Origin of the sequence: Streptomyces sp. NPDC059649, from assembly GCF_042734445.1 — a bacterium.
Classification (GTDB): domain Bacteria; phylum Actinomycetota; class Actinomycetes; order Streptomycetales; family Streptomycetaceae; genus Streptomyces.
The window spans coordinates 652,437-664,424 of the sequence record NZ_JBHWDV010000002.1; the positions used below are offsets into that span (position 1 = coordinate 652,437).

Sequence of the window (11,988 nt, forward strand, 5' to 3'; positions counted from 1 at the left end):
TATGCGGGCATACGGGCGTGACACCATGCGGCCATGCCCTTCCCGCACCCCAACGGCGATTACGCGATCACCGCGATGTACTCCGTACCCGACGACGCCTGGTACCTGGAACTGGACCTCGTGGCCGAGCAACGAAATCTTGTGACCGCCATCGTCCCCGACGAGGACCCCGCACGGGAGCCGACGGTGTGCTTCAACCCCCACGGGCGACACCTGGACGTCCCGTACGAGGTCATGCGCTGGTTCATGGAACAGGTGGAGGAGGAGATTCGGACCTCCCGTGCCTGGATGCGGCTGCGGCCGGAGCTTGTCGAGCTCATTTACTCATTGCGCCAGGAGTACTTGGGGGTCATCGACGATGACGCCTTTCGTCGTGTCCTGGCCGAGGTGCGCGCCGCAGTCCCCGAGGCAGACCTCCCGGCCGTTCTAGAGGCGGCCTTCGGGCGGAGGCCCGACGGCACCACCGTGGACCAACCACAAGCGCTCCGGTCGCCAGATGGCCAAGGAGACCGCACCTAGACCTGAATCGCGGCCGACTCGAGGCCCGGATCGAGGCCCGGATCGGGGTCCCAGCCTGGGGCCGAACCTAGGCCGCATCGAGTGCGGCGGTCAGGAGGGCGTCGACGTGGTCGGCTTCCGGGATCAGGGCGGCCTCGATCTCCTCGTGCGTGCGGCCGGCCAGGGTCAGTTCCTGGATACGTCGGAACAGGAGGCGGTCGGCCCCGGCGATCAGGGCGGCGGCGGCCCGGGGCGCGATGGCTTGGGCGGGGGTCGAGGCCTGAGCGGTGGTTGAGGTTTGGGCGGGGGTTGAGGCTTGGGCGGGGTCGGCGGTCGCCAGTGCTTCGGCGAGTGCTTCCTCTCGTTGGTCGTGCAGTTCGCGTAGTCGGGCGATGAGGGTGGGGCTGTCGGCGACCATGCGTGCGAAGGCGGGACCGGTGAAGCCGATGACTGGGCTGTGCTCCAGGAGGGCGGCCCGGCGGGCCCGCGCGAGTGCCGCGAGCGGCATTTCGCCGGGCGCGCGGTCGGCGATGGTGCGGGCGAGGCCCTGGGTGAACGCCTCGTGGTGGTCGAGGGCCAGGTCTTCCTTGCGCGGGAAGTAGTTGGTGACCGTCTTCTTGGCGACACCGGCCGCGGTGGCGATGTCAGCGATGGTGGTCTGCTCGAAGCCCCGCTCGATGAAGAGCCTGGTGGCGCAGTCGGAGATCAGCTGCCTGGTTTGCTGCTTCTTGGACTCGCGGAGCCCCAGTTCGTTGACCATGAGGCAATCTTACCCTCGACGTAAAAATACCCTTGACCTTCGATCATGGCCGGGCCTAATGTTACGTCCGTAGCAAAATTCTCCCCAGGGAATGGAGCTGGATGCGCAAGCTCACCTACTTCGTCGCCACCACGATCGACGGTTTTATCGCCGCCCCGGATGGGGACTTCGGCTTCTTCCTCCGATACGTCACCAAGGACTTCCTGTCGTACCTGGTCAGCGAGTGGCCCGAGACTCTCCCCGCCCCCGGCCGGACCGCCCTCGGTATCGGTGATGCCCCCAACGCCCGCTTCGACACCGTCCTGATGGGGCGCGGCACTTACGACGTCGGCCTCCCGGACGGCTTGACCAGCCCGTACCCCCACCTGCGCCAGATCGTGCTCTCCCGCAGCATGGCCGAGACCCCGGACTCGGCGGTCGAGGTCGTCGCCGAGGACCCGCTCACCCTGGTCCGCGGTCTGAAGCAGGAGGAGGGTCTGGACATCTGGCTCTGCGGTGGAGCCGATATCGCCGGCCAACTCCTGTCGGAGATCGATGAGTTGGTCGTCAAGCAGTACCCGGTTCTGGCCGGCAGCGGCATGCCGCTCTTTCGCACCGAGTTCGCCCCGCACCACCTCACGCTCGCCGACCACCGGGTGTTCGAGGGCGGCAACCTCGTCCTCACCTACACCAAGTCGCCCGCCTAGCACGGCACTTGCGCCACCGATCCATTTAGCGCCCGTCCCATCAGGAGCCCAGCTTGAACGTCACCACCTCCACCCTGTCCCTCACCGTCACGGACGTGGACGCCTCCCGTGACTTCCTCTGCACCTACCTCGGCTACCAGGTGGCCATGGCCGCCGACGGTTTCGCGTCCCTGACCCGCGGGGACGCCGCCGCCGACGTCGTGCTGCTCCGCCGGGGCATGGAGACGCTTCCGCCCGAGCAGCGCGACCGGCTCGCCACCGGCCTGATCTTCGCCCTCACCGTCACCGGCATCGAGACGGAGGAGCGGCGCCTGCGCGAGGCCGGCGCGCCCATCACCATGCCGCTGCGCGAGGAGCCCTGGGGTGAAAAGCTGTTCCAGCTGACCGACCCGAACGGCATCGTCTTCCAGCTCGTCGAGTGGGCCACACCGGAGACCGAGAACGCGGCGTAAGGGTGCCCGTAGAGCCTGCCTGATGGGTCGTGGTGCAGGCAGCAGAGATAGCCGAAGTCCAGTGCAGGTCTACCTGCCTGTTAAGGCGTGACGGTGGCCGGTGGGGCAGGTGAAGATGCGCAGGTCTCCCCACCGGCCGACGGCGACCCCTGTCTCGTCGTCGCTGCCCACGGTCAACAGGAGCGTCATGGCCGTGCCACAGTCACCGCAAGGAAAGAAGGAAAGACTGTGGGGTGCGTCAGCTGCCAGCTCGGCCAGCCGCCGAGTTTCCAGCCGGCGAGGCGGGTGATGGCGTCACCGCCGTCGCCGGTCTCGCGGACCACCAGGAGCGTCTTGCCTCAACCACCCCTCCCGCGGTCGTGGCCTTCCTGGGCTGGTGGTAGCCGTTACGCATCACCCCCGAGACGGCGCCCGGCCTTGTCGCGCTGATCGGCCAACTCGGGTACGCAGGCGGTGACTTCTACCGTTGATTTCCACCCGTTGACTTCTACCTCCAGTGCGGCGGCCAGCATTCGCCTTGCTCTCTTGCGCCCTCGCGTACGATCTCGTCGCTCAGGGAGGGGAGTCGATCGAGCACCCGGCCCTTGAGGACCACGGCAGTTGGTCCACGGATCACGTCCGGCGAAGGATCACGGCCAGTGATTGCCCGACGGGCTGTCTGCATGGCCCGTCCCGTTGCCAGACTCTTCGACCATGACGAATAGCGGACTGTGGGTCGGCGTCCTCACCGCGCTGACCGCCCTCGGATCCAGTTACATCACCGCGCGGGCGACCTCGCGCGCAGCGCTGGCCCAAGCCCGAGCAACCACAACGGCGGAGGCCTTACGTGAACAGCGCGACCGGCGTCGATCCACCTATCGGGAGATGATGAATTGCGTGCACGCGTTGAATGAGGTCACTTGGCAGATCCTCGATGTCGACGCGACGCCTGACCGCGAGAGCAAGAGCCGACTGCTGACGCAGATGTACGAGCGCAGCGGCCCGACCATCGCGGACATGAACAAAGCAACCAATGAGGTCCGGCTCGATGGTCCCGCCGAGGTCGCCACTGCGGCGGAGCACGTACGCCAGATGGCGCGACGCCTGCAGCCGCCTCTCAAGGCGCTCATCGATGACGACGGTCCCGAGCGGCGGCGCGACTACGACGATGCCTACAAGGTTTTCCGGGAAGCCTACGTCACGTTCATCGGCCTGGCGCGGGGAGCGTTGGAGGTCAAGGATTGAGGGCAGGTGCCCCCTCCACCTCAGCGCTGTCAGAGGTCGCAAGCTGAGCGATCATTCGCCCGCCGCCGTGATGCACGATGACGCCATGACTAACAATGAATCTCCATGACTGGCCTTACATGGGGAATGGGAAGTGGCCACTGGTCCCAGCGGACAACGGAGTTGCGACGCGTTGTTGCGTTCATTGTGATGAGATACGGCTGATCAACATCACGGCTGTTCGTATAACGAGGGGGAATCGGCAATGCACTCATTCGACCGGGGACTGGTCCTGGGCAGCGGAGGTCCGGTAGGCACGGCCTGGATGGCTGGGCTGGCTTGCGGGTTGCGCCGCGAGGGCGTGGATCTGGGTGAGGCCGACCTGATCGTTGGCACGTCGGCCGGCGCGATCGTCGCCGCGCTGCTTGCCACCGGGCAGGACCTCGAGCGGCTCGCGGTTGCTACGGCTCGCCCAGGCGGTCACCGGCCCGCGGTCGACCCGGGGCGGATGGGGGCGGTGTTCGCCGTGCTCGGTGACCGTAGCCTGGAGCCCGGGGAGGCCAGGCGCCGGGTCGGACGGCTCGCGCTCGACAGTGCCGACCAGGAAGCTGAGGAGGCGTTGATCGCGGGGCGGGGCGCCCTGATCGGTGCGCACGCCTGGCCGGACCGGCGGATGCTGATCACCGCGGTGGACGCCGCCACCGGTGAGCCCGTGGTGTGGGACCGCGACAGCGGGGTGCCGTTGGTGCACGCTGTGGCGGCGAGCAGCGCCTTCCCCGGGGCGGAGCCGCCGGTTTCCATCAACGGTCGGCAGTACATGGACGGCGCGCTGCGGTCGGGAACCAACGCCGATCTCGCGGTCGGGGCCCGTACGTTGGTCGTGCTGGAGCCGATGGCGCACCTGTTTCCCCGCGCATCGCTCGACCAGGAGCTTGCGGTTGTGGGGGCGCACACCGTGATGACCGTTGGTCCCGATACGGCCTCGGTACGTGCTTTCGGCTCGGACCTCAATGACCGGGCTGCCTGGGAACCGGCCTATCAGGCGGGCCTTCGCCAGGCGGATGACGTCGGTGCGCGGCTGCGGTCCGGGTGGAGTGCTGAGGCTGCCGCTGACGCGGGCTGATCGCCGTATGGAGTGGAGTCGGTGACTTGGTGGCGCGCGGGTCGACCGCGTAGCAGAGGTCGGGGAGTTGGCCCCGGATTGGTGAGCTATGAATGATCAAGTCCCTCTGGCCACCCAAGCTCTGGGCCTGGTCAAGGACCGTTTCCCGCACGCTCTGGGCGCCATACTGGGCGGCTCGGCCGCCCAGGGCCGTGCTACCCCCACCAGTGATCTGGATGTGGCCGTCCTCCTCCCGGACGGGGACACCAGCCGTCGCGAGGTGGTACGCCACGACGGCCGCCTGTCCGAACTCTTCCTGCACACCCTCGCCGACGTTCCGGAACACTTCGAGCGAGACAGAGTGCTCCGCCGGGGCACCGTTCTCTTCCTCTACGACCAGGGCGTGCCCCTGGTTGACCCCCACGGCCATCTGGCCCGTACACGCGAACAAGCCCGCGCGGTACTGGCGGCCGGCCCACCACCGCTCACTCCAGCGGAGTGGGAACGAGGACGGTACGTCCTTACATGCTTCATGGACGACCTGACGGATACCTCTCCGACCGAGCGGTACGAGCAGCTCTCCCTCGCCGACTTCACTCTTCGGGAGGCGGCGCACCTGCTCATCGCCCACCACGGCGCCTGGACGGGCATCGGTAAGTGGCTGCCCCGCAGGCTGCTGAGTGCAGACCCGGTACGAGGCAAGGCCCTGCTGGAGGGCCATCGGGCCGTGGCCGAACACGCGGATTGCAGCCCCTTGGCGGTGGCCGCAGAGCAGGTACTCGACATTCTCGGCGGACCGCTGAGGGAGGGATACACACAACGCTGGCGCCTTTGAGCGTGACTCTTCGTACGGCGTAGCGCTGCCGCAGCCACCGCACGATCCTCAGGAGTCCACACCCCCACCGTTCAACAGACATGTCCCCTCGTTTGCAGCCCGGTTCCCACCTCAATCCGGCGCGGTGCGGTTCAGTGGTGGGGTGCAGTGGTGGAGTGGGGTGAGGTGGGTTGTCCTAGGTGGTGCTGGTGCCGTTGAGGAACCGAAGGAGTACGGCGGCTTCCGCACGGAGCTGTGCGACCCGGTCAGCATGTGCGGGCGCAGTCAACTGGTCTGCCAACTCCAGTCGTTCGGTGGCCTCGGCGCGCACGATCGCCGTCACGTCGTCCTCAGTCAGCTCACAGCGCGCTGCCTCGGTAACGCCGACGCCAACCGGCGACTGCTCCAGGGCCACACCACGGAGAGCGGATTCGTCCAAGGGCATCGCCTCGGCGTTGTCCAGCGCGGCAAGCGTGGCGCGCAGTGCGCTCACCGCGGCCTTGTCGCGGGCACGCATCGCTTCCGGCAGGGCCTGACGCATCCGAAGACGTATGGACATGCACGAGACCTTACGGGCGTCCCCTCTGGGCCCACAACGGGATATGCGCCCAGCCCACGGGATATCCGCCCAGCACAGATGCCCCGTCAGGGTGCATGCCTTGGCGCCGCGCAACCGAGCCACCCCTACCCGCCGCCGTCGTGGATAGGTCCGCTCGCGGGATCAAGTCCCTCGCCACGTCGGCAAGTTGAGGTCGCTGTCGGTCGTCAGTCCGCGAGTGGAGTGGAACGAGGGCGGACGGGAGGCTGCCACTCGAAGGCCGCATATTGCTGCGCCACCGCCGAGCGCGACCCGCGGTTCACGGGGAACGTGCCCGTACTGCGGCCGTGCTTGTGCTCGCATCCCTCTAGCCGGCCGGGTGGCCGCGGCGGTCCTCGGGCTCGGCCGGCCTGAGCCGCCGCGCGCTGTGTCGGGGCACTCGACCTGGTCGTGGCTGCTGTCGTCGGCTCCGCTCCGTACGGCTGACGTCCGTCAGGCCCACGGCCGGCTGCCTCCCGCGCCCGTCTATCGTGATGGCGCCTGTCGATCACGATCACGATGGCGCCTGCCGATCGCGATGGCTCGCGGACAGGGTGGCTGGTCGGGCTGTTCGAGCTGTTCGGTGGGCACGGCCTGACGGAGACCGGGAAGGGTTCGTGGCCGCGGCTGCCGTGCCGGAAGGTTCTGCGCCCTGATCGGTGAGCTGTCCGCGTTTCTCGGCGATCTTGGCTGCCTGGCCACTGGACTGGTCACGCCGCTCGCAGCCGCTGCTGCATCGGCGTAATGATCAATGCCGGCCCCGGGCGGCGGCAGGCGCTGGACCGGTTCTTCCTTCATGATCCATTTCGCCCTGCTGATGCCATGGCCCTCCGGGAGCTCCGTCTGGTGCGCGTGGGCCCGGCATCTTCGGTCGCGTCGCTGGCCGACCAGCCTGGCCGGCTCACCGCCCCCGCGCCGGGCCTGACCCGCCCCCCCGGCCTGGCAGGCTCGCCCCGACCAGCCCGACCAGCCCGACCAGCCCGACCAGCCCGACCAGCCCGACCAGCCCGATCAGCCCAAGGGGCAACCTCTCCGGCTTCACGCATGACCCGCCAGCCAGAACCTCGCCCGTCACGTGTTCCCGAGCCGAACCGGGGCTCGTCGAATCGCTCTCCTCGACTCTTTTCTGTCCTCATGAGCCATGAAGCGGCTGCTGAGAGGCGTAGTGTCTGCGCGCGTGCGAGGCTGAATGGGCCGGATGCCGGCATCCTCCCGGAAGGAGCATGTCATGAGCGCCCAGTCGGGCCGGGCCAGACCAGGCATGACAGATCAAGGCCAACGCATGGACCGCGCTATGGACCGGATGGCTGACGACCCCCGGCGGGGCGAGCGCCTGGGGACGGGTACAGAGCGGGAAGCGCAGCAGGAAGCACGGGCAGGCATGGAACGGGCGCGGAGCAGGGAAGCCAAGCGGCCCGACGACGATAGCTAGCTGCCGCTAGCTAGCCGTCGCTCTCCCTCCCCTCCCTCCCTGCCCTCACTGAGTTCCCTGCCGTGGAGGTCAGGGAGCGGATTGCCATGAGCACGCCTGCTCGGTCGCCGGCCGGGGGGTGGACGGCCTGCTCAGGGCTGTGCGGACCGCCCACTCTCAGCTGTGCGGACCCTGCCGATCCGTGGAGCGAGCGGCGGTAGCGGGTCGCAGCCTGCCTGTGGGCCGAGGGCGCCACTGGATCTGCCAAGAATCGCCGGACCCGGAGGGGCACCGGCCGGCGTTGACCGCCGCGAGCCTGGCCCAGCGTTTCGGGTCAGTGGGAGCCGTGGCGCGCTACGAGCACACGCCGCAGCGCTCGACGCCAGCAAGACCAACCGACGTCAAGGACGACGAGCAAACCGACGTCAAGGATCACAGCAAACCGAGGCCAAGGACCACAAGCAAACGGACGTCGAAGACAACGAGCAATCCGACGCCGAGGACCAGAAGCAAACCCACGTCGGAGACGACAAGCAGTCAACAGAAGGAAACTCGATACAGGAAGAAGGACGGACGTGTCCGGCAGCGAAAGTGAGAACCCAGTAATCCCTTCCCCGGCCCCCACGCCGACCCGGCCCAGGACGAACCGGGACTGGTGGCCGAATCAGCTGGACCTTCAGGTTCTCCACCAGCACTCGCCCCAGTCCAATCCGATGGGCGAGGACTTCAACTACGCGGAAGAGTTCGCGACCCTCGACCTCGATGCGCTGAAGCAGGACATCTTCGAGGTGATGACGACGTCACAGGACTGGTGGCCTGCCGACTACGGCCACTACGGGCCGCTGTTCATCCGGATGAGTTGGCATGCCGCGGGAACGTACCGCATCGCCGATGGCCGGGGTGGTGGCGGCGCCGGCGCTCAGCGCTTCGCACCCCTCAACAGTTGGCCGGACAACGCGAGCCTCGACAAGGCGCGCCGTTTGCTCTGGCCGGTGAAGCAGAAGTACGGCCGGAAGATCTCCTGGGCGGACCTGCTGGTCTTCGCCGGTAACTGTGCCATGGAGTCGATGGGGTTCAAGACGTTCGGGTTCGGCTTCGGGCGAGAGGACATCTGGGAACCCGAGGAGATCTTCTGGGGGCCCGAGGACACCTGGCTCGGAGACGAGCGCTACAGCGGCGACCGGGAACTCGCCGGACCCTTCGGTGCCGTGCAGATGGGACTGATCTACGTCAATCCGGAGGGACCCAACGGCAACCCGGATCCGTTGGCGGCCGCCAGGGACATCCGCGAGACGTTCGGGCGTATGGCGATGAATGACGAGGAGACGGTTGCGCTCATCGTCGGCGGCCACACGTTCGGCAAATGCCATGGCGCGGTCGATCCGTCGTACATCGGCCCGGAACCCGAGGCCAGCCCCCTTGAGCAGCAGGGCCTCGGCTGGCGGAACACGTACGGCACCGGCAAGGGTGCCGACGCGCTGACCAGCGGTCTTGAGGGCGCATGGACGACGGAGCCGACGAAATGGGACAACGGTTACCTGGACAACCTGTTCAGGTACGACTGGGAGCAGACGACGAGCCCCGCCGGTGCGAAGCAGTGGACTCCCACGGATCCGTCGGCGAAGGACGCCGTGCCCGATGCGCATGATCCGTCGAAGAGGCACGCTCCCATGATGCTGACGACGGACCTCGCGCTGAAGCTGGATCCGGTCTACGGGCCGATCGCGAAGAGCTTCCACGAGAACCCGGACAAGCTCGCGGTGGCGTTCGCCAAGGCCTGGTACAAGCTGCTGCATCGCGACATGGGACCAGCCTCGCGTTACCTCGGCCCGTGGGTTCCCGAGCCGCAGCTGTGGCAGGACCCCGTTCCCGAGGTCGATCACGAACTGATCGCCGGCGATGACATCGCTGCCCTCAAGCGCAGGATCCTCGACTCGGGACTGTCCATCTCCCAACTGGTCACCACCGCGTGGGCGTCAGCGGCGAGCTTCCGCGGCACCGACAAGCGTGGTGGGGCCAACGGGGCACGGATTCGACTCGCGCCACAAAAGGACTGGGAGGTCAACGACCTGCCCGAGGTGAAAGAGGTGGTGCGGACCCTGGAGCAGATCCAGCAGGACTTCAACCATTCCCAGACCGGGGGAGTGAAGGTTTCGCTGGCTGACCTGATCATCCTGGGCGGGTGCGCGGCCGTCGAGCAAGCCGCGAAGAACGCCGGGCACGACATCACCGTCCCGTTCGCTCCGGGGCGTACGGACGCCTCGCAGGAGCAGACCGACGTGGAGTCGTTCGCCGTGCTCGAACCCCGGGCGGATGGGTTCCGCAACTACCTCCGGGCGGGAGAGAAGCTGTCGCCGGAGACTCTCCTTCTGGACCGCGCCAGTCTGTTGACGCTGACCGCTCCGGAGATGACGGTTCTGGTCGGCGGCATGCGGGCCCTGAACACCGGTTTCAAGCGCTCCCCGCACGGCGTCTTCACCCACCGCCCGGAGAGCTTGACCAATGACTTCTTCGTCAACCTCCTCGACATGGGAACGGAGTGGAAGGCATCAGACTCTGCTGAGAACGTATTCGAAGGGCGGGACCGCGCCACGGGCGAGCTCAAGTGGACCGCCACCGCCGTCGACCTCATCTTCGGTTCGCACTCCCAACTGCGCGCCGTCTCGGAGGTGTACGCGTCCCAGGACGCGGCGGAGAAGTTCGTGCGCGACTTCGTGGCAGCCTGGGACAAGGTCATGAACCTCGATCGTTTCGACCTCACCTGACCTCACCTGAGTCCCACGTCCCGGTCGGCCGCTCATCGGCCGACCGGGACATCTGCATCCGCAGGGCCGGTGACGAGCAGCTCCTCACGGGTCAGGGTCACCAGACTGCGCGCCAAGCTCAACACTGCGCGCCAAGCTCAACGCCCCACCGCAGTCTGACGCTTGCTTGCTTGCTTGCCCCTGCCCCGGCCGCACCTCGTCCGGGAGAGGAACCGGAAACCGGTCCGGACAGGCGCCGGCGCAGCTGGGAGTTGCGGGCCAGCGCCTGACCGGGGCCGGGTCGGAACCAGGTGCCTGGTGTCTGGCCCGCGGAAGGCGAGGTAGTCCTCTCCGCACGAGACGGAGGTGGCGTACAGCTGCCGCGAAAACCAGGCGACAGCCGGAGTCCGGGCACGCTAGCGTCCGCATGCATGGCCCCATCACTCGAACGTCCCCCCTTGCAGGCCGACGAACGCACCGCGCTCATCGGCTGGCTGGACCTCCAGCGGCAGATCCTGCGATGGAAATGCCAGAGCCTGAGCGAGGCGGACGCGCACCGCTCGGTCATCCCGACCTCGCCGGCGATGACGATGGCCGGTCTCATCAGCCATATGCGATGGGCCGAGCACACCTGGCTGGAGGTGCTGTTCCTCGGCGGCGACAAGACACAGAATCCGTCTTTTGACGAGACGGACGAGGACGCCAGCTGGCGTACTGACGGGGTCCCGCTGAAGCAGCTCCTCGCGGAGTACGAGGCCCAGTGTGCCCGAAGCGACGAGATCGTGGCCGCTGCCTCCCTGGACGACGTCGGCCGCCACTCCGACTACCGCTCCGGCAACGCCAACCTCCGCTGGATGCTCATCCACCTCGTCGAGGAGACCGGACGGCATGCGGGGCACGCGGACATCGTGCGGGAACTGCTCGACGGGACGAAGGGGTACTACTAGGCCGATCCGGCGGATCGGGACCGGAGTCAGAGTCGGATCGAGACAAACGGAGACAGTGCCGTGGGAAACGTAGGGGCGTTTGTCGAACCTCGGCGCCACGGCCCACAGGTTCTTGAGGGCGTTGTTACCCTGGTCCGATGGGGCATGAAGACCTTCCCACTCTTGAACTCGCCTTTCCCGGACCGGAACGTGACCGTGGGGTGGAAGCGATCCTGAGCGGTTCGAAGACCGCGCTCACCGGTCTCCTGGAGATCTATGAGCACGCCGGCGAGGCGGTGCCGCAGGCCGGTCAGCGGTTCTCGGTGCTCGATTCCCAGGGTCGTCCGGCCGTCACGATCGAGCTCGTTGACGTGCGGGTCGTTCCCATGAAGGAGATCGACGACGACTACGTGCGAGCCGAGGGGCGCGGCTACTCCGACGTCGCACAGTGGCGGAAAGCCCACCAAGACTTCTTTCGGAGCGAGGGCGTGAGCGAGTTCCTGGGGCACACCCCTGTCATTGACGATGAGACTCTCGTCGTTGCCGAACGGTTCCGAGTGGTCGAACCCGTGTGACCGGTGACTAGGGCTGGTTCTGGCGCAGCGGGTCGCGGACCGGCGGCCGGGCGAGGTGGACGCCGCCTTCGTGGATGCCAGTGCTGTTCCGTGCGTGCTGTGCGTCGCGCCCTGGTGCTGTGCCAGGGGCAGCGGCGCGAACGGCCGCTTCCGTCATGGGCGTCGACAGGGAGCGCCGTCATGTAGTCGCGCGAGTGGTTTACCGTTCCCGTCCGTGTGAAGGGACTGGCTCCGGGCGGT

11 protein-coding genes are annotated in these 11,988 nt (G+C 67.4%); 9 read left to right on the plus strand and 2 right to left on the minus strand.

Annotated features, from left to right (window positions below; genetic code table 11):
- Positions 1-33: 33 nt before the first annotated feature.
- The gene (locus ACFV1J_RS05725) at positions 34-519 is read left to right on the plus strand and encodes a hypothetical protein (RefSeq protein ID WP_385855950.1); all 486 of its coding nucleotides are present in this window, start codon (positions 34-36) and stop codon (positions 517-519) included.
- Positions 520-586: 67 nt separating this feature from the next.
- Here the strand turns inward: ACFV1J_RS05725 and ACFV1J_RS05730 are convergent, their stop codons facing one another.
- The gene (locus tag ACFV1J_RS05730; protein ID WP_385855951.1) at positions 587-1,258 is read right to left on the minus strand and encodes a TetR/AcrR family transcriptional regulator; all 672 of its coding nucleotides are present in this window, start codon (positions 1,256-1,258) and stop codon (positions 587-589) included.
- A gap of 101 nt (positions 1,259-1,359) precedes the next feature.
- On the opposite strand from ACFV1J_RS05730, the gene ACFV1J_RS05735 reads away from it, so the two are divergent.
- The 5 genes from ACFV1J_RS05735 to ACFV1J_RS05755 all read left to right on the plus strand — a co-directional run bounded on the left by ACFV1J_RS05735 (position 1,360) and on the right by ACFV1J_RS05755 (position 5,536).
- Positions 1,360-1,944, plus strand: coding sequence for a dihydrofolate reductase family protein (locus ACFV1J_RS05735; protein ID WP_385855952.1), 585 nt, complete (start codon positions 1,360-1,362; stop codon positions 1,942-1,944).
- Positions 1,945-1,997: 53 nt separating this feature from the next.
- The gene (locus ACFV1J_RS05740) at positions 1,998-2,396 is read left to right on the plus strand and encodes a VOC family protein (protein ID WP_385855953.1); all 399 of its coding nucleotides are present in this window, start codon (positions 1,998-2,000) and stop codon (positions 2,394-2,396) included.
- A gap of 693 nt (positions 2,397-3,089) precedes the next feature.
- The gene (locus ACFV1J_RS05745; RefSeq protein WP_385855954.1) at positions 3,090-3,620 is read left to right on the plus strand and encodes a hypothetical protein; all 531 of its coding nucleotides are present in this window, start codon (positions 3,090-3,092) and stop codon (positions 3,618-3,620) included.
- A 244-nt stretch (positions 3,621-3,864) separates the two neighbouring features.
- Positions 3,865-4,722, plus strand: coding sequence for a patatin-like phospholipase family protein (locus ACFV1J_RS05750; protein ID WP_385855955.1), 858 nt, complete (start codon positions 3,865-3,867; stop codon positions 4,720-4,722).
- An 88-nt stretch (positions 4,723-4,810) separates the two neighbouring features.
- Positions 4,811-5,536 carry a nucleotidyltransferase domain-containing protein gene (locus ACFV1J_RS05755; protein WP_385855956.1) on the plus strand — a complete coding sequence of 242 codons (726 nt, stop codon included), beginning with the start codon at positions 4,811-4,813 and terminating at the stop codon, positions 5,534-5,536.
- Positions 5,537-5,711: 175 nt separating this feature from the next.
- On the opposite strand, the gene ACFV1J_RS05760 is transcribed toward ACFV1J_RS05755, so the two are convergent.
- Entirely contained in the window at positions 5,712-6,032 is a 321-nt protein-coding gene (locus tag ACFV1J_RS05760; protein ID WP_385856014.1) for a hypothetical protein, read from the minus strand.
- Positions 6,033-8,078: 2,046 nt separating this feature from the next.
- Here ACFV1J_RS05760 and katG point away from each other — a divergent pair.
- From katG to ACFV1J_RS05775, 3 genes are all read left to right on the plus strand, one after another.
- Complete coding sequence (katG, locus tag ACFV1J_RS05765; RefSeq protein ID WP_385855957.1) at positions 8,079-10,268, plus strand: catalase/peroxidase HPI; 2,190 nt, start codon at positions 8,079-8,081, stop codon at positions 10,266-10,268.
- 410 nt (positions 10,269-10,678) lie between these two features.
- On the plus strand, positions 10,679-11,194 hold the full coding sequence (locus ACFV1J_RS05770; protein WP_385855958.1) for a DinB family protein: 516 nt from the start codon (positions 10,679-10,681) through the stop codon (positions 11,192-11,194).
- A 137-nt stretch (positions 11,195-11,331) separates the two neighbouring features.
- The gene (locus tag ACFV1J_RS05775; protein ID WP_385855959.1) at positions 11,332-11,748 is read left to right on the plus strand and encodes an ASCH domain-containing protein; all 417 of its coding nucleotides are present in this window, start codon (positions 11,332-11,334) and stop codon (positions 11,746-11,748) included.
- The last annotated feature ends 240 nt before the right edge of the window (positions 11,749-11,988 follow it).

Coding starts and splice junctions, on each gene's coding strand:
- ACFV1J_RS05725 (WP_385855950.1), top strand. CDS start 34: ATGCCCTTCCCGCACCCCAACGGCGATTACGCGATCACCGCGATGTAC.
- ACFV1J_RS05730 (WP_385855951.1), bottom strand. CDS start 1,258: ATGGTCAACGAACTGGGGCTCCGCGAGTCCAAGAAGCAGCAAACCAGG.
- ACFV1J_RS05735 (WP_385855952.1), top strand. CDS start 1,360: ATGCGCAAGCTCACCTACTTCGTCGCCACCACGATCGACGGTTTTATC.
- ACFV1J_RS05745 (WP_385855954.1), top strand. CDS start 3,090: ATGACGAATAGCGGACTGTGGGTCGGCGTCCTCACCGCGCTGACCGCC.
- ACFV1J_RS05750 (WP_385855955.1), top strand. CDS start 3,865: ATGCACTCATTCGACCGGGGACTGGTCCTGGGCAGCGGAGGTCCGGTA.
- ACFV1J_RS05755 (WP_385855956.1), top strand. CDS start 4,811: ATGAATGATCAAGTCCCTCTGGCCACCCAAGCTCTGGGCCTGGTCAAG.
- ACFV1J_RS05760 (WP_385856014.1), bottom strand. CDS start 6,032: ATGCGTGCCCGCGACAAGGCCGCGGTGAGCGCACTGCGCGCCACGCTT.
- ACFV1J_RS05770 (WP_385855958.1), top strand. CDS start 10,679: ATGGCCCCATCACTCGAACGTCCCCCCTTGCAGGCCGACGAACGCACC.
- ACFV1J_RS05775 (WP_385855959.1), top strand. CDS start 11,332: ATGGGGCATGAAGACCTTCCCACTCTTGAACTCGCCTTTCCCGGACCG.